Source organism: Amycolatopsis bartoniae (assembly GCF_014191255.1).
Classification (GTDB): Bacteria; Actinomycetota; Actinomycetes; order Mycobacteriales; family Pseudonocardiaceae; genus Amycolatopsis_E; species Amycolatopsis_E bartoniae.
Map to the genome: position 1 here is coordinate 1,834,340 of NZ_JACHWH010000001.1, position 21,834 is coordinate 1,856,173.

The 21,834-nt window shown below is 71.9% G+C and carries 17 protein-coding genes; 11 read left to right on the plus strand and 6 right to left on the minus strand.

Annotated elements, in window-relative coordinates; all coding sequences use genetic code 11:
- Positions 1 to 41 precede the first annotated feature (41 nt).
- The 4 genes from FHX82_RS08850 to FHX82_RS08865 all read left to right on the plus strand — a co-directional run bounded on the left by FHX82_RS08850 (position 42) and on the right by FHX82_RS08865 (position 5,003).
- On the plus strand, positions 42 to 1,943 hold the full coding sequence (locus FHX82_RS08850) for a propionyl-CoA synthetase (RefSeq protein WP_183176525.1): 1,902 nt from the start codon (positions 42 to 44) through the stop codon (positions 1,941 to 1,943).
- Between the two features lie 112 nt (positions 1,944 to 2,055).
- Positions 2,056 to 3,621, plus strand: a complete 1,566-nt coding sequence (locus FHX82_RS08855) for a beta-N-acetylhexosaminidase (RefSeq protein ID WP_145938091.1) — start codon at positions 2,056 to 2,058, stop codon at positions 3,619 to 3,621.
- 72 nt (positions 3,622 to 3,693) lie between these two features.
- The gene (locus FHX82_RS08860; RefSeq protein WP_145938090.1) at positions 3,694 to 4,500 is read left to right on the plus strand and encodes an SGNH/GDSL hydrolase family protein; all 807 of its coding nucleotides are present in this window, start codon (positions 3,694 to 3,696) and stop codon (positions 4,498 to 4,500) included.
- Complete coding sequence (locus FHX82_RS08865) at positions 4,473 to 5,003, plus strand: TetR/AcrR family transcriptional regulator (RefSeq protein ID WP_145938089.1); 531 nt, start codon at positions 4,473 to 4,475, stop codon at positions 5,001 to 5,003. The genes FHX82_RS08860 and FHX82_RS08865 overlap by 28 nt, the downstream gene beginning before the upstream one ends.
- Here FHX82_RS08865 and FHX82_RS08870 read toward each other — a convergent pair.
- Positions 4,984 to 6,408: a pyridoxal-dependent decarboxylase gene (locus FHX82_RS08870; RefSeq protein ID WP_145938113.1), complete on the minus strand. Its 1,425-nt coding sequence runs from the start codon at positions 6,406 to 6,408 to the stop codon at positions 4,984 to 4,986. The genes FHX82_RS08865 and FHX82_RS08870 overlap by 20 nt on opposite strands.
- Before the next feature lie 25 nt (positions 6,409 to 6,433).
- The gene (cadA, locus tag FHX82_RS08875) at positions 6,434 to 8,122 is read right to left on the minus strand and encodes a cadmium family heavy metal-translocating P-type ATPase (RefSeq protein WP_145938088.1); all 1,689 of its coding nucleotides are present in this window, start codon (positions 8,120 to 8,122) and stop codon (positions 6,434 to 6,436) included.
- 61 nt (positions 8,123 to 8,183) lie between these two features.
- Between cadA and FHX82_RS08880 the strand changes: the two genes are divergently transcribed.
- The 5 genes from FHX82_RS08880 to FHX82_RS08900 all read left to right on the plus strand — a co-directional run bounded on the left by FHX82_RS08880 (position 8,184) and on the right by FHX82_RS08900 (position 12,417).
- A complete protein-coding gene (locus FHX82_RS08880) occupies positions 8,184 to 8,543 on the plus strand; it encodes an ArsR/SmtB family transcription factor (RefSeq protein WP_145938087.1) in 360 nt (119 codons plus the stop codon).
- Positions 8,544 to 8,559: 16 nt separating this feature from the next.
- Positions 8,560 to 9,051 (plus strand): PH domain-containing protein, encoded by a 492-nt coding sequence (locus FHX82_RS08885; protein ID WP_229880451.1) that lies wholly within the window; start codon positions 8,560 to 8,562, stop codon positions 9,049 to 9,051.
- Positions 9,048 to 10,517 carry a PH domain-containing protein gene (locus FHX82_RS08890; RefSeq protein ID WP_222425993.1) on the plus strand — a complete coding sequence of 490 codons (1,470 nt, stop codon included), beginning with the start codon at positions 9,048 to 9,050 and terminating at the stop codon, positions 10,515 to 10,517. The genes FHX82_RS08885 and FHX82_RS08890 overlap by 4 nt, the downstream gene beginning before the upstream one ends.
- A 71-nt stretch (positions 10,518 to 10,588) precedes the next feature.
- On the plus strand, positions 10,589 to 11,263 hold the full coding sequence (locus tag FHX82_RS08895; RefSeq protein WP_145938086.1) for a DUF2306 domain-containing protein: 675 nt from the start codon (positions 10,589 to 10,591) through the stop codon (positions 11,261 to 11,263).
- A complete protein-coding gene (locus FHX82_RS08900; protein WP_145938085.1) occupies positions 11,260 to 12,417 on the plus strand; it encodes an FAD-dependent monooxygenase in 1,158 nt (385 codons plus the stop codon). The genes FHX82_RS08895 and FHX82_RS08900 overlap by 4 nt, the downstream gene beginning before the upstream one ends.
- Here the strand turns inward: FHX82_RS08900 and FHX82_RS37660 are convergent.
- Positions 12,383 to 14,110 carry a tetratricopeptide repeat protein gene (locus FHX82_RS37660; RefSeq protein WP_183176526.1) on the minus strand — a complete coding sequence of 576 codons (1,728 nt, stop codon included), beginning with the start codon at positions 14,108 to 14,110 and terminating at the stop codon, positions 12,383 to 12,385. The genes FHX82_RS08900 and FHX82_RS37660 overlap by 35 nt on opposite strands.
- A gap of 312 nt (positions 14,111 to 14,422) precedes the next feature.
- Positions 14,423 to 14,929, minus strand: a complete 507-nt coding sequence (locus FHX82_RS08910) for a hypothetical protein (protein ID WP_183176527.1) — start codon at positions 14,927 to 14,929, stop codon at positions 14,423 to 14,425.
- A 266-nt stretch (positions 14,930 to 15,195) separates the two neighbouring features.
- Between FHX82_RS08910 and FHX82_RS08915 the strand changes: the two genes are divergently transcribed.
- A complete protein-coding gene (locus tag FHX82_RS08915) occupies positions 15,196 to 18,045 on the plus strand; it encodes a hypothetical protein (RefSeq protein ID WP_145939306.1) in 2,850 nt (949 codons plus the stop codon).
- Positions 18,042 to 18,560 (plus strand): type VII secretion system-associated protein, encoded by a 519-nt coding sequence (locus FHX82_RS08920; protein ID WP_145939307.1) that lies wholly within the window; start codon positions 18,042 to 18,044, stop codon positions 18,558 to 18,560. The genes FHX82_RS08915 and FHX82_RS08920 overlap by 4 nt, the downstream gene beginning before the upstream one ends.
- 55 nt (positions 18,561 to 18,615) lie before the next feature.
- On the opposite strand, the gene FHX82_RS08925 is transcribed toward FHX82_RS08920, so the two are convergent.
- A complete protein-coding gene (locus tag FHX82_RS08925; protein ID WP_145939308.1) occupies positions 18,616 to 18,840 on the minus strand; it encodes a hypothetical protein in 225 nt (74 codons plus the stop codon).
- Positions 18,841 to 19,006: 166 nt separating this feature from the next.
- Positions 19,007 to 21,727, minus strand: coding sequence for an AAA family ATPase (locus FHX82_RS37665; RefSeq protein ID WP_145939309.1), 2,721 nt, complete (start codon positions 21,725 to 21,727; stop codon positions 19,007 to 19,009).
- Positions 21,728 to 21,834 lie beyond the last annotated feature (107 nt).

Below are 21,834 nucleotides of genomic sequence, written 5' to 3' on the forward strand. Positions count from 1 at the left end.
GCCCGCCCGGCGGGTTGCCGCTTCCCGTTGCGGGTGATGACATGTGGGCAGAGCGCGACGACGAGGAGGTCCGTCCCGTGGGCACGTACGCCGAGGAGTACCAGCGCAGCCTGACCGACCCGGAGGGGTTCTGGCTGGGCGCGGCGAAGGCGATCGACTGGACGCGCGAGCCGGACCGCGCGCTCGACTCCACGAAGGCCCCGCTCTTCCGCTGGTTCCCCGGCGGCGAGCTCAACACGGCGTACAACGCGCTGGACAGGCACGTCGAGGGCGGGCGCGGCGAGCAGACCGCGTTGATCTGGGACTCGCCCGTCACGTCGGCGAAGCGGACGTACACGTACTCGCAGCTGCGGGACGAGGTCGCGCGCTTCGCGGGCGCGTTGCGTTCGCTCGGTGTCGAGAAGGGTGACCGCGTCATCATCTACCTGCCGATGGTGCCCGAGGCCGTCGTCGCGATGCTCGCGTGCGCGCGGATCGGCGCGGTGCACTCGGTCGTCTTCGGCGGCTTCGCGCCCAAGGAGCTGGCGGCGCGGATCGAGGACGCGAAGCCGAAGGTCATCGTCGCCGCGTCGTGCGGCGTCGAACCCACCCGCGTGGTCGAGTACAAGCCGATCATCGACGAGGCGCTCGCGACGACGGCGCACCAGCCGGACAAGGTCGTGGTCCTGCAGCGCGACGCGTGCACCGCCGAGCTGGGGCCGCGGGACGTCGACTGGCGCGACCTGGACGCGCAGCCCGTGGACCCGGTGCCCGTCGCGGCGACCGACCCGCTGTACATCCTCTACACCTCGGGCACCACGGGTAAGCCGAAGGGCGTGGTCCGCGACGCGGGCGGGCACGCGGTGGCACTGGCCTGGACCATGGGCGCGGTATACGACATCCGGCCCGGCGACGTGTGGTGGACGGCCTCCGACGTCGGCTGGGTCGTCGGCCACTCCTACATCGTGTACGCGCCGCTGCTCATCGGGGCCACGACCCTGCTCTACGAGGGCAAACCCGTCGGCACCCCGGACGCGGGCGCGTTCTGGCGCGTCATCGCCGAGCACCGGGTGAAAGCGCTGTTCACCGCGCCGACCGCGTTGCGGGCGATCAAGCGCGTCGACCCGGACGCGCGCGAACTCCAGGCGTACGACCTCGCGGACTTCGAGACGCTGTTCCTGGCCGGGGAGCGGCTGGACCCGGAAACCCTGCATTGGGCGCGGGAGAAGCTCGGCGTGCCGGTGATCGACCACTGGTGGCAGACCGAGACGGGCTGGCCGATCGCGGCCAACCCGCGCGGGCTCGAACCGCTGCCGGTCAAGCCGGGGTCGGCGACCGTGCCGATGCCGGGCTACGACGTGCGGATCCTCGGCCAGTCCGGCGAACCGCTGCCCGCGGGCCGGGAGGGCGCGATCGCGATCAAGCTGCCGCTGCCGCCGGGCTGCCTGCCGACCCTGTGGGGCGACGACGAGCGTTACGTCGAGGCGTACCTGTCGCGTTACGAGGGCTACTACCTCACCGGCGACTCCGGGTACCGCGACGAGGACGGCTACCTGTTCGTCATGGGCCGCACGGACGACGTGATCAACGTGGCCGGGCACCGGCTGTCCACCGGTTCGATGGAGGCGGTCCTCGCGGCGCACCCGGCGGTGGCCGAGTGCGCGGTGATCGGCGTGCGCGACGAGCTGAAGGGTCAGCTGCCGCGCGGGTTCGTGGTGCTCAAGGCGGGTGTGGAGGTCGACGAGGACACGTTGCGCGAGGAGCTGGTGGCGGCGGTGCGCCGGGACATCGGGCCGGTGGCCGCGTTCCGTCAGGTGTCCATTGTGGACGCACTGCCCAAGACGCGGTCGGGCAAGATCCTGCGCAAGACGATGCGCGGGATCGCCGAGGGCCGCGACGAGCCGGTGCCGTCCACCATCGAGGACCCGTCGGTGCTCGACGCCCTGCGCGCGATCCTCCTTTAGTACTGGGCTGATCGGGGGAACCCCCACCGAACCGGTCCCGTACCACCATTGCACCCGGGCCCGAAGTGGTCTATACCTTTGGGATCCAACTCCCCGACAGCCGGAGTGCCCGATGCGTAGACGCGTGTCCCTGGCAAGTCTGTTCGGCGCGGCCCTGCTGACGCTCACCGCCTTCGCCCAGCCCGCGATGGCCGAGCAGAGCACCAAGCAGCTGACCGACGTCGTTCCCGTCCCCGTCCAGGCCAAGTCCGATCCCCGAGCCGACTTCCGGCTCACCCCGGCGACGGTCATCGTCGCCGACCGCGACGCCCGGCAGGTCGCCGACTACCTGCGCGGCGTGCTGCGGCCGTCCACCGGCTACCTGCTGCCCGTGGTCCCGTTCGCGGTGACGCCGAAGATCGAGCTCGACGTCACGAAGACCGCGAAGGTCGGCGACCAGGGCTACCAGCTCGACGTCACCCAGCGCGGCGTCACCATCCGCGCCAACACCTCCGACGGGCTGTTCGCCGGCGTGCAGACGCTGCGCCAGCTGCTGCCCGCCTCGATCGAGGCGAAGACCGTCCAGCACACCAGGTGGGTGGTGCCGGGCGGCAGCATCACCGACTACCCGCGGTTCGCCGAGCGCGGCGCGATGCTCGACGTGGCCCGGCACTTCTTCAACCCCGACCAGGTGAAGCTGTACATCGACCAGATCGCTCAGTACAAGATCAACACGCTGCACCTGCACCTGGCCGACGACCAGGGGTGGCGCATCGAGATCAAGAGCTGGCCGAACCTCGCGAAGTACGGCGGCAGCACCGCGGTGGACGGCGACCCGGGCGGCTACTACACGCAGGCCCAGTACAAGGACATCGTCGCGTACGCCGCCTCGCGGCACATCACGATCGTGCCCGAGATCGACATGCCGAGCCACACGAACGCCGCGCTGGCCTCGTACGCGGAGCTGAACTGCGACGGCGTCGCGCCGCCGCTGTACACCGGCATCGACGTGGGCTTCAGCTCGCTGTGCGTCAACAAGGACATCACCTACAAGTTCCTCGACGACGTGATCGGCGAGCTCGCGGCGATGACCCCGGGCAAGTACATCCACATCGGCGGCGACGAGGCGCACTCGACGAGCCCCGCGGACTACCAGACGTTCGAGAACAAGGTGCTGCCGATCGTCGCCAAGCACGGCAAGTTCGCCGAAGGCTGGAACGAGATCGCGAAGGCCACCGCACTGCCGGTCACCGCGGTTCCGCAGTTCTGGGACACCGACGGCGTGGACGACGCCACCGCGGCCGCCGCGGCGCGCGGCAACAAGATCCTCATGTCGCCGGCGAACAAGGCGTACATCGACCAGCAGTACACGCCGGACAGCCCGCTCGGCCTGCACTGGGCCGGCTACGTCGAGGTCAAGGACGCCTACGACTGGGACCCGGCCACCACGCTGGCCGGGGTGACGCAGGACAGCCAGATCGCCGGTGTCGAGGCGCCGCTGTGGTCGGAGACCATCCACAACAGCGACGAGATCGAGTACCTGGCGTTCCCGCGCCTGGCCGGGATCGCCGAGATCGGGTGGTCGCCGCGGTCGACGCACGACTGGAACTCCTACCGCGAGCGGCTGGCCGACCAGGGCCCGCGGTGGGACGCCGAGGGCATCGACTTCTACCGGTCACCACAGGTGGACTGGAAGTAGCTCCGGTAGACACTGTCTACTGATCTTGATATACCAGGTCTCTTGGGTGAACAACTCATGACGGAGACCTGAATGCACTACGAACGATTCGTCGCCCTCGGCGACAGCTGCACCGAGGGGTTGCACGACCTGTACCCCGGTGGCAAGCAGTACCGGGGCTGGGCGGACCTGTCCGCGGCGACCCTCGCCGCGGCGGGCCCCCAGTTCCGGTACGCCAACCTCGGCGTCCGCGGCAGGCGGCTCGACCAGATCATCGTCGAGCAGATCCCCACCGCGCTGGACCTGCGCCCCGACCTCGTGGCGCTGTTCGGCGGCGCCAACGACGTGATGACCCGGCACTTCCGGCCCGAGGTCGTCGCCAAGCGGGTCGCGGCCGCCGTGCGGATCCTGACCGGCGCCGTGCCTACCGTCGCGGTGTTCACCCTTCCCGACGTCTCCAGCCGTATGCCGGGCGTCCTGCGCGTCCGCGGCCGCATCGACGCGCTGAACGAGGCCATCCGTGAGTCCGCCGACCGGTACGGCGCGCTGCTGGTCGACCTGTCCGACGAAGACGTGCACGACCTGCGCTACTTCGGTCCCGACCGGCTCCACCTGTCCGAGCCGGGCCACCGGCGGCTCGCCGCGCGCCTGCTCACCAACCTCGACGTGCCGTGCGACCCGGCGTGGCTCGCGCCGCTGCCCGGTGAGCCGCTGCAACCCGGCCTGCGGGCGCACGCGCAGTGGCTGTGGCGGGAGGTGCTGCCGGTCGCCGTGAGCCGCACGCGCAACTGGGTCGTCGGGCGCTCGCCCGGCGACGGGTTCACGCCGAAACGGCCCGAGCTGCTGCCTGTCCTCGCCGAAGAACTCAATCCGTGGACAGCGCTCCCCGGCGGCGCCTGATCTCCAGCGCCGTGACGCTCCTCGCCGACGAAGGCGTGGAGGCGGTCACGTTGCGGCGCATCGCACGCGAGGCCGGTGTCTCGCACGGCGCACCACTGCGGCACTTCGCCGGCCGGGCCGAGCTGCTTTCCGCGGTGGCGCAGGAGGGGTTCGCCGAGCTGGGCGAGGCCGACCTGCCCGACTCGTCGGCGCGTGACCGGCTGCGCGCCGCGTGCCGGGCGTACCTGGAGTTCGCGAGGCGGAACCCGGCGATGTTCGAGCTGATGTTCCGGCACGACCTGATCGACGTGAGCGAGCTCGACCAGGAGGTGTTCGTGCGGTTCACCGGCCTGGTCGCCGCCGCGCAGGCCGACGGCTGGCGCCCCGGTGCCGACTCCCGCGCGCTCGCCGCGTCGCTGTGGGCCGCGCTGCACGGGCTGGCGGAGCTGTGGCTGTGGGGCGGGCTGGCCGAGCAGGACCTGCCCGGCACGCTGGAGCTGACGCTCAGCGCCTACCTGGGCTGATCCGCTTTCCCGCCGTCTGGAGGGTTTCCCACGCGGTCGCCACGTGCGCGGAGGTCGTGGCGGGCGAACCGATCGCCATGCGCAGCCAGACCTCGTCGCCGATCTTGGTGTGCGTCAGGTACAGCTGCCCGGACGAGTTGACGCGCTCCATCAGCTCCAGCGCGTCCGTCCTCAGTGGACGGAAGCAGACCAGCCCGAAGGGGTGGTGCTGGCGCAGCTCGAAGTCCGGGTCGGCGGCGACGAGGGCCGCGAGCTCCTGCGCCAGCGCGACGCCCGTGCGAATGTGCTCGCGCAGCCCTTCGGCGCCGTACCAGCGGATCACCGACCACAGCTTGAGCGCGCGGAACCGGCGGCCCAGCGGCACCTGCCAGTCGCGGTAGTCGATCACCTGGCCGGACTCGCTGGCGGGGTTGCGCAGGTACTCGGGCAGGATCGACAGCGCGTCGATGAGCGGCCGCCGGTCGGCGACCCACAGCACGCCGCAGTCGAAGTTGGTCAGCAGCCACTTGTGCGGGTTGGTCGCGTAGGAGTCCGCGTACTCGGCGACGCCGTCGTTGATCCACCGCAGCTCCGGGCACACGGCGGCGACACCCGCGTACGCCGCGTCGACGTGCAGCCAGATCCCGTGCTCCCGGCAGATTTCCCCGATCGCGCGCACCGGGTCGACGGCGGTGGTGGAGGTGGTGCCGATCGTGGCGCAGACGAGGGCGGGCGTGGCACCGGCGGCGACGTCCTGCTCGATGAGCGCCCGCAGGTGCGCGGGGTTCATCTCCAGCGTCTCGGGGTCCACGTCGACGCTGCGGACGTTGGCCGCGCCGAGCCCGGCGATGCGCCCGGCCTTCTCCAGGGAGGAATGCGTCTGTGAGGAGACGTACATGGTGTAGCGGCCGGTGATGCCGTCCGCGCCGACCTTTCCGCCGCTGGCCCGGTGCAGCGCCGCGAGCACCGCGACGAGTGCCGCGCTCGACGCCGAGTCCTGGATGACGCCACCGCCGCGCGAGTCGGTGCGGAAATGCGCCGGCAGGTCGAGCAGTTCGGCGAGCCAGTCGACCACGACGGTCTCCAGCTCCGTGGCGGCCGGGCTCGTCGCCCAGACCATGCCCTGCACGCCGAGACCCGCCGAGAGCAGGTCGCCGAGGATGCTGGGGCCGCTGGTGTTCGACGGGAAGTAGGCGAAGAAGTTCGGGTGCTGCCAGTGCGTGACGCCCGGCAGCAGGACGCGGTCGAGGTCGGCGAGCACGTCGTCGTACGGCTCGCCCCGTTCCGGCGGCGAGGCGGGCAGCTGCGCACGCACGTCGCCGGGCCGGACCGCCGAGCGGACCGGGTACTGCTCGACACCAGCCAGGTAGTCGGCGATCCGGTCGACCACCTGCCTGCCGTACTGCCGGAACTCCTCCGGCGTCATGTGCCCTGCCATGCGGTCCAGCTGATCACCTCCACGCCGACTTCCGCAACAACCGCAGCCCGTTGAGGGCCACCAGCGCGGTGGAACCCTCGTGCCCGGCCACGCCCAGCGGCAGCGGCAGGTCGCCGAGCAGGTCCCACAGCACCAGCCCGGCGATGCACGCCGCCGCGAGGACCAGGTTGGCCGACACCATCCGCCGCGCCCGCCGCGCCAGCCGGATCACCGCGGGGATGGCGGTCAGCTCGTCACGCACCACGACGGCGTCGGCGGTCTCCAGCGCCAGGTCCACCCGCCCGACCGCGACCCCGACGTGCGCGGCCGCGAGCGCGGGCGCGTCATTGATCCCGTCGCCGACGAGCAGCACGCGCTCGCCCAGCTCCCGCACCGCGGTCACCTTGTCCTGCGGGAACAACTCGGCGCGCACGTCCGCGATCCCGACCTCGGCGGCGATCTTGTGCGCCGCCTCCTCGCCGTCGCCGGTCAGCAGCACGGGCTCGAACTCCGCGAGCGCGGCGACGGCGGCGGGCGCGTCCTCCCGCAGCCGGTCGGTGAGGACGATCCGGCCGACCTCGACGTCGTCGACGTAGACCGTGGGACCACGGCCGACGCGCACCTGCCTGCCCTCGACCTCCGCGCGCACGCCCACGCCCGGAATCGCGGCGAACCCTTGTGCGGCAGGCACTTCCAGGCCGCGTTCGCGGGCGGCGGCCACGATCGCGCGGCCGAGCGGGTGCTCGCTGCCGTACTCGGCGGCGGCGGCCAGCCGCAGCACTTCGTCGTCGGCCTCGACCACCCGCGGCGCGCCTTCGGTGAGCGTGCCGGTCTTGTCGAACGCGACGCGCGTGGCCGTGCCGAGCCGTTCCATCACCACGGCCGACTTGACGAGCACGCCGTGCCGCCCGGCGTTGGCGATCGCGGACAGCAGCGGCGGCATGGTCGCGAGCACGACGGCACACGGCGAGGCGACGATCATGAACGTCATGGCGCGCAACAGGGTCGGCTGCAGCGCGGCGCCGAAGGCCAGTGGCACGAAGAACAACGCGAGCGTGGCGGCCACGACGCCCACCGAGTACCACTGCTCGACCTTCTCGATGAACAGCTGCGTCCTCGCCTTGGTCGCGGACGCCTCCTCGACCATCGAGACGATCCGCGCGATCACCGTGTCCTGCGCCGCCCGCGTGACGCGGACCCGCAACGCGCCGGTGCCGTTGAGGGTGCCGGCGAACACCTCGTCCCCGGCGGTTTTGGGCACCGGCAACGGTTCCCCGGTGATCGAAGCCTGATCGACCTCGCTCGTCCCCTCGACGACCTCACCGTCCGCGCCGATGCGTTCGCCGGGCCGGACGAGCAGGACGTCACCGACCTCGGCGCTGCTCGCGAGCTCGTCGCCGGAAACCAGGTCCCGCACGGAGTTCGCGGTGCGGCGCGTCGCGACCGCTTCCAGCGCACCGGAGGTCGCGAAGATGACGATCAGCAGCCCGCCGTCGAAGACCTGCCCGATCGCGGCCGCCCCGATCGCCGCGACGACCATCAGCAGGTCGACGTCGAGGGTCTTCTCGCGCAGCGCCCGCAGCCCGTCGAGCAGCGGCGCCCAGCCGCCCGCGAGGTAACAGGCCAGGTAGAGCGGCCAGGCCGGGCCGCCGAGCAGGTCCACGCCGAGCCCGGCGAGGAAGCACACCGTGGCCACGACGGCCCATCGCACCTCGGAAATCATGCCTTCACCCTACAGGAACATATGAAGACGTCTACATGTGTTCTCTTGCTAGGATTGCCGGGTGGGGCACGGAGTCGAAGGCAGGCACGCGCCGGCGGCGTCGCTGGACGCGGCCGCCGCGGCGACCGTCGCCGCCACCCTCCAGGCCCTCGCGACGCCCAGCCGCCTGCTGATGCTCACCCGGCTGCGGCAGGGCCCGTGCTCGGTCGGCGAGCTCGCGGAGGCCGTGGAGATGGAGCAGTCCGCGGTGTCCCACCAGCTGCGCCTGCTGCGCAACCTCGGGCTCGTCGCCGGGCAGCGCACCGGCCGCAGCATCGTGTACAGCCTGTACGACAACCACGTGGCCCAGCTGCTCGACGAGGCCGTGTACCACATCGAACACCTCCGCCTCGGCGTGCAGGACCGCTCGTCCACCGCATAACTGGCACAGTGGTGGCGTGAGCGAACCAGTGCTGGATCTGCGGCCTCCGGCCAACCTCGTGGACCGGCGTGCGGTGGGGTTCTGGACCACGCGGGCGGCGCTGGGCTGGGTCGCCCCACTCGTCGGGGTGCTGCTGTGGCTCGTCTTCGCCGGTGGCACCGCCGCGACGATCACGTTGGTGGTGGTCGCCGTGCTCGCCCTCGCGCACCTGGTCGTGATGCCGCAGTGGCGCTACCGCGTGCACCGGTGGGAGGTGAGCGAGCAGGTCGTCTACACGCAGTCCGGCTGGTTCAACCAGGAGCGGCGCATCGCCCCGGTCTCCCGCATCCAGACGGTCGACACCGAGCGCGGCCCGCTCGAACGGCTCTTCCGACTGGCGAACCTCACCGTCACCACGGCGTCGGCCCGCGGTCCGGTGCACATCCACGGGCTCGACCTCGACACCGCGCAGCGCCTGGCCGCCGAGCTGGCCGCCCGCACGCAGGCCACCGCGGGGGACGCGACGTGACCGAGCCGCTGCCGTGGCACCGGCTGAGCGCGAAGATGCTCGCCGTGCACCCGGTGCAGGAGGTGATCCGGTTCCTGCCGGTGCTGATCGGCGTGCTGTTCATCGGCAGCCACGGGCAGGGGCACGTGTGGAGCCTCGTCGGACTGGGGGTTGCCGTCGGGGGCGGGCTGTTGCGCTGGTTCACCACGACGTACCAGCTCACGCCGACGCACGTGCGCGTCCGCCGCGGGCTGCTGAACCGCCGTGAGCTGTCCGTGCCGCGGGACCGGATCCGCTCGGTGGACCTCACCGCGCACCCCCTGCAGCGCATCCTCGGGCTGAGTCGGGTGGTGATCGGCACCGGCCGCTCCGACCGGCACGACGAGGGCGTCACCCTGGACGCGCTCGCCGCCCCCGCAGCCGCCCGGTTGCGCGAGGAACTGTTGCACCGCACGGAAAGCGTCGAGCAGGCCGAGCCCGCGGGCACGGTGCTGGCGCGGCTGTCCCCGCGCTGGGTGCGGTACGGCCCGTTCACGCTGTCGGGCATCGCGACGATCGGCGTCGTGGTCGGCTCGCTCGCCAACCTGTTCAACGAGACCCGCGTGGACCCCGACGACTGGGGCCTGCTGCGGTCGGTCATCGGGCAGCTCACGTCCGTGCCGGTCGCGGTGGCGGTCGTGGAGATCACGGCGTTCGTGGTGGTGCTCGTCGCGGTGTTGTCCGCGCTGGCCTACGTGCTGGCGTTCTGGAACTTCCGGCTCGTGCGCACCGGCGGCACCCTGCACGTCACGCGCGGCCTGCTGACGAGCCGGTCCACCACCATCGAACTACGGCGCCTGCGGGGCGCGGAGATCAGCGAACCCCTGCTGCTGCGGGCGGTGCGCGGCGCGCGCTGCATGGCGATCACCACCGGGCTGCGCGTCGGGCGGGGCTCGGAGCACGGCGGCACGATCCTGCTGCCGCCCGCGCCGCTGACCGAGGCCCGCCGCGTGGCGGGCGAGGTGATCGGCGATTCCGAACCGGCGCGGCACGAGCTGGTTCGCCACGGCCCCAGCGCGCACCGCCGCCGCTACACGCGGGCGTTCCTCTTCGCGGTCGTCGTCACGGGCGTGTTCCTGCTGCTGCACGCGTTTGCGCGCTGGCCGGACTGGCCGTGGCAGGTGGCGCTCGTGCTGTTCCCCGCGGGCGCGCTGCTGGCCGAGGACCGCTACCGCAACCTCGGGCACGTGCTGCTCGGGCGGCGGCTGGTGTTCCGGCACGGCAGCCTGCTGCGACGGCGGTACCTGCTCTCGTCCGACGGCGTGATCGGCTGGGTGGTGCATCGGTCGTTCTTCCAGCGCCGGGCGGGTCTCGTGTCGCTCACCGCGACCACCGCCGCGGGACATCAGCACTACACGTGCACGGACCTGCCCGCCGCGGAGGCCGTCGCGCTGGCGCACGACGCCGTGCCCGGACTGCTGGACCCGTTCCTCGTCCGGCGCGGGTGACGGTTTTCCCTCCCCCGGAACGGAGGTCTGCCCGGCTGTGCCCGATGTCCGGTTCGCGAAGAGTGCTCGACATGACCTCTCCGCGAATCCGACTGCCCCTGGTGGGGCTCATGGTGGTGGTAGTGCTGTTCCTCGGCTACGCGCTGCCGCCGTACCTCGGCCTCGATCCGGCCCGCGCCCGGACCGTGGCGCCCGAAGGTGTGCCGTACTACTACCCGCTGCTGGTCACGCACATCTTCCTCGGCTCGCTGGCGTTGCTGACCGGTTGTCTGCAGCTGTGGCCTTGGCTGCGGGGGCGTTGTCCGGTGGTGCACCGGTGGAGCGGCCGGGTGTACGTGTTCGCGTGCGTCTTCGGCGGGCTCGCGGTGCTGACGTTCAGCACGGTGACCTACTGGGGCCCGAACCAGCAGGCCGCGAACACGCTGCTGGCCGTGCTGTGGATCGGCACCACGGTCGCCGGGTACCGGACCGCGCGGCAACGGCGGTTCGGTGAGCACCGCAAGTGGATGGTGCGCAGTTTCGCGCTGTGCTTCTCGATCATCCTGAACCGGCCTTGGACGATCGTGGTCATGGCGATCGTACAGCCGGGCGACGAGGCGGCCGCGGCGCAGGCGGCCGGGGTCGGGGCGTGGCTGAGCTGGGTGGTGAACCTGCTGGTGGCCGAGTGGTGGCTGACCAGGCCACGCAAGCCGGTCAGCCGGCGGTCAGCGGATGGTCAGCGGGTCCCGGCACGCTCCGCGGCATGAGGATTCTGATTTCCGGCGCGAGCATCGCCGGTCCCGCGCTCGCTTTCTGGCTCGCCCGTCAGGGCCACGACGTGACGGTGGTCGAGAAGGCGCCCGCTCTGCGGGAAGGCGGTCAGGCCGTCGACTTCAAGGGCGACACACATCTGGCGGTCCTGCGGAGAATGGGCCTGCTGGACGACGTCCGGCGCCTCGCCACCGGTGGCAGGGACCAGACCATCGTCGACGCCGGGGGCAGGCGCCTGGCGATCATTCCGGGCGAGTTCACCGGCGGCGACGTCGAAATCCGCCGCGGCGACCTGTCGCGGCTGTTGTACGACCGGACGAAGGACACCTGCCGGTACGTCTTCGGCGACTCGATCCGGTCGCTGCGGGAAACCGCGACGGGCGTGGACGTGACGTTCGAGCGGAGCGAAGCGGCGACGTTCGACCTGGTGGTGGGCGCGGACGGCATCCACTCGAACGTCCGGCGCCTGGTGTTCGGCCCGGAGCCGGAGTACGTGCGGTTCCTCGGCCACTACTACGCCCTCGCCGACCTGGACGTCCCGGGCGATGCGGTGATGTACAACGAACCGGGCCGGATGGCGGCGCTCGGCGGCCCGAAGGCACCGGCGTTCTTCGTGTTCGCGTCGCCGGAGCTGGACTACGACCGGTACGACGTGGAGCAGCAGAAGCGTTTGCTGGCAAGGGCTTACGAGGGCGGCGGCTGGCGGATCCCGGAGCTGATGGCCCGCCTTCCGGAAGCACGCGACGTGTACCTGGACTCGCTCAGCCGGGTGGAGCTGGAGCACTACTCGCGGGGCCGGGTGGTCCTCGTGGGAGACGCGGCGTACGGCAACACCCTCGGCGGTTTCGGCACGGGCCTCGCCGTGGTGGCGGCGTACGTCCTGGCGGGAGAGCTGGCTTGCGGTGACCACGCCACGGCCTTCCGGCGGTACGAGGAGCAGCTGCGCCCGTACGCCGAAGCGGGCAGGCGCGGCAACGCGGGCCCGTTCCTCGCGCCGGGCTCGAAGCTGCGGCTGCGGATGCGCAACTGGACCTTCCGCTCGCCACTGCTGCTGCGCTGGCTGCTCAAGGTGACGGACCGCCTGGCGACGGACATCGAACTGCGGGAGTACGAGGTCAGAACCCCTGATCCGACAGAGGTTCGCTGGTGAGGTCCAGCTTCATCAACGCCACCTGCACGTCGACGGCCCTGGGGTCGTTCAGCTGCTGGTACAAACCGAGCGCCTCTTCCAGCAGCTCCTTCGCCTGCTCGCGGGCACCGAGGCAGGCGTTGATCTCGGCCAGCCGGTACAGGCTCTCGGCCTGGCCCAGCTCCTCGCGCCTCTCACGGCGCAGCTCCAGCGCCAAGCCGTAGTGGAACAGCGCCTTCTCGTGGTTGCGTTCCCGCTGGTACAGCTTCCCCAGGTGGTGGTGGGTCCGGCCTTCCAGCGAATGGTTCCCGGTGCCCGGCGCGATGTCGAGCGCTTCGTTCGCGGCGTCGAAGGCTTCAGGGATCCGGCCCTCCTTCTCCAGCGCCATCGCCATCGTCGCGCTCACGATGGCGATGCCGAACGGCCACTCGGGAGCGCGGAAGTGCCGGAGCGCCCGCTCGAAGCACTCGATCGCCTCGGCGTACTGCCCCACTGCGGCAAGGCTTTCTCCGAGCGCGTGCTGTGTCCAGGCGTACCCGCGGTCGTCGTCGATGTCCTCGTACAGCGCCACGGAAAGCCGCAGGTACTCGATCGCTTCCCGGTCCCGGCCCAGCTCGTGCAGGATCCAGGCGACGACGTGGCGGCACCGGACGATGCCGACGCGGTCCCCCGCGGCCTCGGCGATCTTGAGGGCGCGGTGAGCGAAGCCGAGGTACTTTCCCCGCGGCCGCTTGAGGTAGAGGAACGGTACGGAGTGGACGAGCAGGCGCCAGGCCTCCGAAGCCTGGTACTCGGGGCGGTTCAGGAGGTTCAGCAGTGGGTCCAGCGTCTCCTCGAACCACACTCCCGCCGCCGCCCCATCCCCGGGCGCGAACGGCAGCGGCACGTCCACCTCGCGGTGCATGGCCTCCCCCGCCCAAGCCGGCGCCAGCGCGTCACCGGCCGCGGCGGTGATGGTCGTGGCGCAGCCGAGCAGGCGGTCCCGCGCCTCGCGCCGCTCGTCCTCGGTCGCGAGCCAGGCCGCGTACTCGCGGCAGGCTTTCCGTATCTCGATCTTCGTCCTGATGCTGACCAGACCGCTTCGTTCCAGCGCACGCACCACTTCGCCGGCTCGATTCAAGTCCACATCGGACAGTGCGGCCACGGTGGCCAGGTCCAGCGCGGCGAGGGGTTGCACGCCCAGCAGCCGGGCGATCCGATGCTCATCCGAGCGACGCAGGCCGGCCTCGAACTCCGCGACCTGCGTCTCCCTGGCCACCCGGGCGAGTACCTTCCGCGCCGCGCACACCGCGAGGGGCTCGATGTCGACGACGTGCACCCCGTCGAGCGCGGCCAGGTCACCGACCTCCCGGCAGGTGATCAACACGGCTTCGACCGACTCCGTCAGCAGGGCGGAGACCTGCGCCTTCTCCTGCGCGTTTTCGAGCACGACGAGCAGCTGCCGACCCCTGACAGCGGCTTCGAGAGACGCGCGCAGCTCCGAGGGAAAGAGCGGAACGGGCACCTTGAGCCGATGCAGCCAGGCGGTCAAGATGGCCTCGATCTGCTCCTGCGAACGGACTCCGTTCAGATCGGCGTGCAGGCAGCCGTCCGGGAAGCGCCGTCGCGCTTCGGACAACCACCGGAGGGTGGTGACCGTCTTGTCCGCGCCGGCCCGTCCGGCCAGCACCACGAACCGGGCCTGCCCCAGTGCCTTGTCGAGGCGTCGTCGCACGCGCCTCCGGTCGGCGACCCTCCCCTTGAGCCGAGGTGGACGGGTGGGCATCTCCCTGGCGACGTCCACGGGCATGCGGCCGCCGCGGAACTGCGCGAACCGACCTCGCCATCGCGAGTACAAGGGATCCCGCACCGCTGCCCTCCATCACTATCCGTGACGCAAGCTTCACCCAGATGATCAAACAAAATGATCGTTTCACTCCATAGAACCACAGAGCGGCGAGAAGCGCCAGCACGCGGTACACCGCACCCTCCTCGATCGGCGGTACGGTTTCCGGGTCTGGTTCGCGCGGTCCTAAAGGGACAGTCTTCAGCAGGGCAGCGAACGGGACGGGTGCCAGAAACCCGCCGTGTTGCTGGAGATCTTCAGCTCCGCCGGTGGGGCGGGCGGGGCGGGCCACAGCTGGATCAGCCCGACGCCCGCCACGGCCTTGTCGCAGTCGCGCAGGTGGTACCGGATGCGGTAGCTCCCGGGCCCCTCCGGCAGCTCGCCCAGGTACCGCACCAGCCGGCGCGACCACGTGAAGACGCTCAGCTCACCGTCGGTGGACTCGTAGCTCGACTCCACGACGTCCTCGTACTCCGCGAGGTTCGGGCCCGGCTCCGAGCGGTGGACCCGCACGGTCAGGTCGACCCAGCACGCGCCGGCGCCGGTGGTGCACCGCACCCAGCCCGGGGTGGGGCTCAGCAGGCCCCGCTCGGCAAGGCACCGCTCCGGCCTGCCGCCCGGCTCGCCGAGGAAGAAGTGCGCGAACCGCACCTCGACGGCGTCCTGGAAACGTGGCTCTCCGGATTCACCCGGCCCGCCTGAAGTCATAACGAATCACGATATGAGCGCGCTTCTCGTCCTGACCAGAGCATTTCGTGCAGGTCCCGTGGTTCTTTCGCCCGCTGTCGCTCATTTGTGCTGGTACGGCGGAACTCCGCACCGTCCACTTGAGCAAGAGTTAGGGTTGCCCGGCCCCGCGTGGCTCGTGAGGGAAACCCAGCGAACTGGGTCCTCGGAGCGGAACCCGGGCGCAGCCCCGCCGACTCATGAGCGATGCTAGGACGCGGGCCCGCGCGTGGAGGAAGGGAACAGCGATGCCTCTACTGACGAAACTCCGTGCCCGGCCGCGTCCCGACGCGGAGCTGACCACGGAGGTCGTCGGGCACGCGCACGTGGTCCACGCCCCCGGCGCCATGAGCGACGAGGCGCGGATGCTGGCCACCCTCCTCGCCGCCGACCCGGACGCCGAGCTCGTCGTCGCGGACCTGCCCGCCGACTCCGGCGAAACCGCGTGGGAAGCGCTCGCGACCACGCTGCCCCGCGGCAAGCGCGCCGTCCGCCTCGTGGTCACCGGTCCCTTCCGGGAGTTCGGTTCGACGGTGGCCAAGTGGCTCTCGACCCGGCTCGATCGGACGATCATCGCCCCCGACAAGATCGTCCTGCCCGGCGCCAACGGCGTGTTGTTCGCACCCGCGGGCAAGGGCGGCGGCTGGCTGTCCTTCCGCCCCGGGCAGGCGGCCGAACCGCAGGGCCGCCGGTTCCCCGAACCCGGCTGGGACGAGCTGTTGCCGCAGGACAGCGCGCCGCTGGGCCCCGGGAGCACCGCCGAACCGCTGCCCGCGGGGATGTGGCTGCGCGCGGACGGGGACGAGCGCTGGCTGGCCGTCAGCCGGGCGCGGCTGATCCGGCTGCTGCCCTGCCAGTCCGACGTCATCACCCTCGTGATCGGCGCGCAGAACATGCCCGAACTCGCCCTCGAAGACGTCGCCCGGTTCTGGTCGCTCCTGCCTGACGAGGCGCGGAAGAAGGTCCGTTTCGTCCAGTACGGCCCGGTGCGGCTGCCCCCGCGCCGGACGCTCGGACAGGCGCTCGCGGAGGTGCTCGGCGAGGAGATCGCCTGCTACTCCGGCATTCCCGTGGGCCCGCCCGACGCGCCGGACGTCTTCACGGTCCGCCCGGACGGCTCGCACGGCTGGAAGACCTTCGGGCAGCTGTTCTCGTACCGCCCCGGGGCGCCCGTGCCGCGGCTGCGTGCGCACCGGGCGCCGTGGGCTGACCTGACCGAGTCCGCGCCCGGGGTCTACCGGTTCAAGCCGGACGCGGTGGTGGAGGTCGTCCAGGCGGGGTTGTGGGTGCGGCCGCTGGAGGAACCCGCGCACGCCGACACGATCCGCGCCGTTCCGGTGGATTTGAAGCGGAACCGGCTCTTCTGCGAGGCCGGTGAGGCTGCGGTGGCCGAGGAAGTGGCGGGGCGGCTGGAGTACCCGACGCGGTTGGTGACCAAGGTGGTGCCGGTGGACGTGGAATCCGCACCGGGAGCGGTGGAGGCGGTGGACGACGTGGACGTTCCGGACGCGGAGGCCCCGGTGGCGGACCTCGAACTCCCGGATCCCGAGAGCCTGGAGGCGTCGCCGGAGCAGGTGCTGCCATGGCTGGCACGCCTGATCGGCAGCGGCTCGTTCGCGGTGCCCCCGGCGCCCGCCGAGGGGTCGCGGTTCACGCACGTCCTCGGGGGTGGCGCGGAGCGCGGGGTTCCGGGGCCGCGGGTGGAGCCGGTGGAGGCTGCGGCTGAGGCGGCTGAGGCGGCGGCACCGGTGGAGGCTGCTGCGCCGGTGGAGACGGCGGCGGAGGCTGCGGCACCGGCGGAGGCTGCGGCCGCACCAGCTGGGGCCTCGCCGGCGCCGGTGGAGGCGGCGCCGGTGGTGGCGACGGCTGCGGCGGCCCCGGCGGAGGCCGGGGTTGCGGCGGTTGAAGCGGGCCCGGTGGAGGCCGAGGCCGCTGCGGCGCCCGCGCCGGTGACGGAGGCTGGGGCTGCCGTGCCGGTGGGCGCCTCGCCGGTGACCGAGGAGGTTGCGGCGGCGCCCGCGCCGGTGGAGGCCGAGGCAGCTGCGGCTGAGGTGGCCGCGCCGGTCGAGACTGCGCCGGAGCCCGCCACGGCTGAACCAGCGGCGGCCACCACGACGGAAGCCGAGCCGGAGCCCGTCGCGGCCGCAGCCGTCGAGGTCGAGGCAGCCGCGCCTGTGGAGACTGCGGCGATCGAGCCGGAACCCGTCGAGGCCGAACCGTCGGCGGAACCCGAGCCGGAGCCCGTCGCGGCCGTCGAGCCCGAGCCCTCCGAGGTCGTGCCGGAGGCAGCCGTCGCGGAGACCGTTGAGCCGCAGCCGGTGCCTGAGGTTGCGTTGCTGGGGGCCAAGGGTGGGCTGGACGAGGCTCGTGCGTGGTTGCGGGAGGCGTGGCGGGAGCAGTTCGACGCGGAGACCCCGTTCGTCACCCGGGTCCTCGCCGCCAACGCGAAGCTCGCCGCGGGCGGACCGGCGGCGCTGACCGACGCGGTCGCGCTCCGGCTGTACCTCGCGGGCCGGACCGGCATCGACACCGGACTGCGCACCGGCACCGGCGATGTCCACTTCGGACGGTGTGTGGCCGCGGGACTGGAGCGGTTGCCCGGTTACCGCGGCGCGACGGTGACGGCGCTCGACGTCACGGCGCCGCAGTGGGAGTTCCTCGGCGCACGGCCCGTGCTCGCCGAGTGGGGTTTCCTCAACGTGCTCACCGCCCCCTGCGCGGCGCAGGGCGGCGACACCGACCTGCTGGTGTGGTCGATGACAGGCCGCAAGACCGCGCCCCTCGAACCCGAGGACGACGGGGTCGACGGCCGCCTGGTGTTCCTGCCCGGCACGCGGTTCAAGGTCCTCGCGGTCACCGAGCCGGGCGACGGCGTGCGTGGCCGGATCGTGTTGCGGGAGCTGTCGCCCACCGAGATCGACGCCGAGGGGCGGGTGGCGCCCAACCGGGCGTCGCTCGACGAGTTCGCGAAGATCTCGCTGGAGCGCGCCGCCGACCGTTGGGCGCACGAGGAGTCCCGCGAGCGGGTGCCCGCGGCCCTGCGGGGGATGTTCGGGCAGCTGCCCGGCATCAAGCCGTCCGGGAGGGCACGGCCGTGACGGACGGGAACCAGGCGCTGCTGCTGATCGATCCCGAGTGGACACCGACCGACGAGCAGCCAGAGCCGCCGGTGGAGGTCCTGCTCGGCGCGTGGCTGATGACGCCGGAGGGAAAACCCGCGCGCTTCCAACCGAATCCGGACTACCGACCGTCCACACCGGACTCCCCACTCGACCCGGTGGACGCGGTGCTGCGACGGATGGCCGACGTGCCCGACGCCACGAGCGACCTGCCGCAGGTCCTCGCCCACGCGACGTTCGGCATCGCGCTGGACGAACGCGGGGTGGCACTTGTCCGCCGCGCCCCGGACTTCCAGTCGGTGGTGCTGGTGACGACAGCCTACGGCCACCGCGAGCGGGTGGACGCGCCCCGCTGGCGGGAGGTCGGCCTGGCGCAACTGGCGAAGGCACTGCCCGCGCGCGGAGTGGACGTCCTGCTCAACCCAGGCGCCCGCGCCTCGATGCGCGTCCCGGCGGAGACGATCCGGGAAATCGCGGCGAAAGCGAAGTCCTAGCGAAGCGTCCGGCGAGACCTTCTCGTTCACCGAGAGGGTCTCGCCGGCGTCCGCGTTACGCGCTCATCCGCCACAGCTCGTAGACGCCGACGGCGTCGAGCCGGCATTCGTGTGGCAGGTCTACCTGCTGGTCGCCGACAAGCTGCTGATAACCCGCTTCACAATAGAACGAGCTGCTGTACCAGTATCCCGTGTAGTACCACCCGCTGGCGGAGGCCGGCGTCGCAGTGACGACCAGCGCGCCGAGTCCGACCAGAATACCGACTACGAGCTTCCTCATGACGACCTTTCTCCAGAGATGTCGCATGCTCACACGATCGTCAGATCGGGAATCGGTCCCTGACCGTGCCGGCTCAGCTTGGTCCATCACCACCGTCGTCACGGCGAAGTGCTGCGCCCGCCGCCGACGGGCGGAACATCCCTCACCAGGACTTGCCGCGATGCGGCTAACCCTCGTATTCCCCGTTCAGCATGGCCGTCGACAACTCGATCCGGGAGCGGTATCCCGTGCGCGTGAACAGGCGGCTGAGCCTTCCTTCGATGCTCTTGTCGCTCGTGCGCAGCGCCATCGCGAGTTGCTTGTTGCTCAGGCCGCCCGCTGCGAGCATTGCCAGCAGGTGTTCGTTCTCCGCTACCGTTTCCTTGCGGCCGCGCACCGCCACGCCGTGTTCGCGCATCAGGTTCCGCAGCCACGCCCGCGCCAGCATCGCGTCCAGACCACCCAGCGTGTCGTACGCCTCGGCCAGCAGGTCCGGCTCCCCCATCCCATATTTCACCAGCCGCTCCAGCACCACCGCCAGCTCCAGCGGCTGCCCGCGCTCCCGCGTCTGCCGCAGGCACTCCTGCGCCGCTTCGCGATCCTTGACCACCGTCGCGCGGGCCAGCAGCACGTGCACCGTCGCGCGGGCCGTCGGCATCGCCTCCGCGACCCGCTCCAGCTCCGCCAGGCACCGCTCGGCCGCGTGGACGTCGCCCGCTTCCAGTGCCAGATCCACCAGCTCCGCCCAGCACAGGTCCGCCCCCACGAGCAGACCACGCTCGCCGGCGTCCAGCGCCTCCCGCAGCCTCGACTCGGCACGCTCGTTCTCGCCCAGCGCCCGGTCCAGCCGCGCCTCCGCGGCGTCCAGCAGATGCGCCAGCACCGGGTTGAGGGCGCGACCCCGCCGCAACAGCTCGCGCGCCGTGGTCAGCCTGCCCTGCGCCACCAGGATCCCGATCGTCGTCTGCAGCATCCCCGTGTACCCGGGCTCGTGACCACGCCCGGCCGCGACCACCCCGCGGCGCGTCAGGTCGATCGCGGAGGCAGCGTCACCACGCAGGCCCGCGATCATCGCCTGGTCGTACAGCGGCAACGCCGTCGCGGGCAGGTCCTCGTCGATCAACAGCTTCTCGGCCTTGCTCAGGTCACCGGTGACCAGCAGTCCGGACACGTGCGAACTCACCTGGTCGAGCCGGTGCCGCGCCGAACCACGCAGCGCCCACCGTTCCCGCGCGGCCAGGCTGCGCTCGAACCGGGCCGTCCGGCCGCTCCACAGCTCCGCCATGGTGGCGAGCAGCTCGCCCAGCATCGCGGAGGTGGCGTTACCGGCGCGCCAGAACGCCTGGTTGTCCGCCAGCAGCTTGTGCGCCTCGCTCCAGCGGTCGAGCGCCGCGCACGCGAACGCCGCGGTGACCACCTGGCGGTCGGGCCCGCCGGTCCACCGCCGTCGCTGCTCCGCCAGCTCCCGCAGGGCCTCCGCGTCGCCCACGCCGTGCAACGCCTGCACCGCCATGAGCTGGATCTCCTGCGCCGCGTCCGGCGACAGCTGGTCGGCGTAGTCGCCCAGCAGCGACTGCGCGCCACGCAGGCTTTCCTCGTAGTCGCCGTGGATGTGACAGGTCGAGGTGTGCATCAGCAGCACCATCGCGCGCTGCGCCCGGTTCTCGGCCAGCTCGATCGCCGCGCCCAGCCACCGCACCGCGCTCTCCGCCTGGTCCTGCTGAACCGCCGCCGACCGGGTGAGCAGCTCGCCCAGCGCACGCTGCCGGTCGACGAGCCTGCCCGCGCCCGCGACCTGGTCGGTCAGGTAGTCGGTGTCCCCGCACGCCGCTTCGCCCGACCACACCGCGGTGACGGCGGTGGCCGCGAGGCGACGGCGCTCGAACGGGCCAAGGCTGGCGGTGAGCGCGGAAGCCACGAGCGGCACCGTGAAGCGCCACGACGCGCCGCCCCGGCCGCGGTGGATGATCCCCGCCCGGCACAGCGCGTCCAGCAGCTCCGCGGCCTCGGGCGTTCCGAGCACCTCGGCGACCAGCCGCGGTACCGCCGCGCCCAGCGGCCACAGCACCGAGACGGCCTTCGCCGCCGCCCACGCCTCGGGGCCGAGCTCCCGCACCATGCGCACGAGCTGGTTGTGGGCGGGCGGAGCCACCGGCGACGTGCGTTGCACGAGGTACGCCTGCCGGTCCACGATCTCCACAGAACCGTTGCGCCGCAACATCTCTATCGTGTCGCCGATCGCCGCGACCACCCCGCGGCTGACCTCGTGCACCCGGTCGACGAGCGCGGGCTCCGGCGTCGCCTGCAACGCGGCGGTGACCTGCCGGGCCACCTCCCGGCGCGGCAACGGGGTCAGCCGCACCGAGTGGACCAGACCTTCCCGCCGCAACTCCCGCACGGTGGCCGGCAGTTCCGGGTTGCCGCCGGCCGTGGGGATGCGCGCGGTGCACACGCAGCGCACCTGGCTGCCCGCCAGCTGCCGGGTGAAGGCGGCCAGCACGGCCAGCGAGTCGGGGTCGATCCAGTGCGCGTCGTCGATCAGCAGCACCGTCTCCCGGCCGCCACGCAGGAGCGGGACGGCCACGGCCGCGGCCGCCCGGTGCGCGATCTTCGGGTCGTTCCGCGCGCCGTCCACCGGTCGCAGCGGCGACCAGGGCCACGGCGCGCCGTCCGGGCCGGGCAGGTGCATCGCGGGTTCGGCGACCCCGCCCTCGGCCTCGGGGCCGGATCGGAGCGTGAAGCGCGCCGGCAGCGCCTCGCCGTCGCGGGTGAAACGCATCGCCCACACCGTCACGCCCCGCGCCGCGAACTTTTCGCTCAATTGAGCAAGCAGCGTCGTGCGCCCGACTCCGGCCGGACCGGTCACCGCCACCAGCGGACCGGCCGCCTCGGCGATTTCGTCCAGCACTCCTCGACCTCCACCGACAGCACGTCGTCCGGGAGCGGCTCTCCTGTCTCATGATTGCCGCAGGTCCCGGCCCGCTACCAGCGATCTGCCCCTCCAGGCGTCCGAAC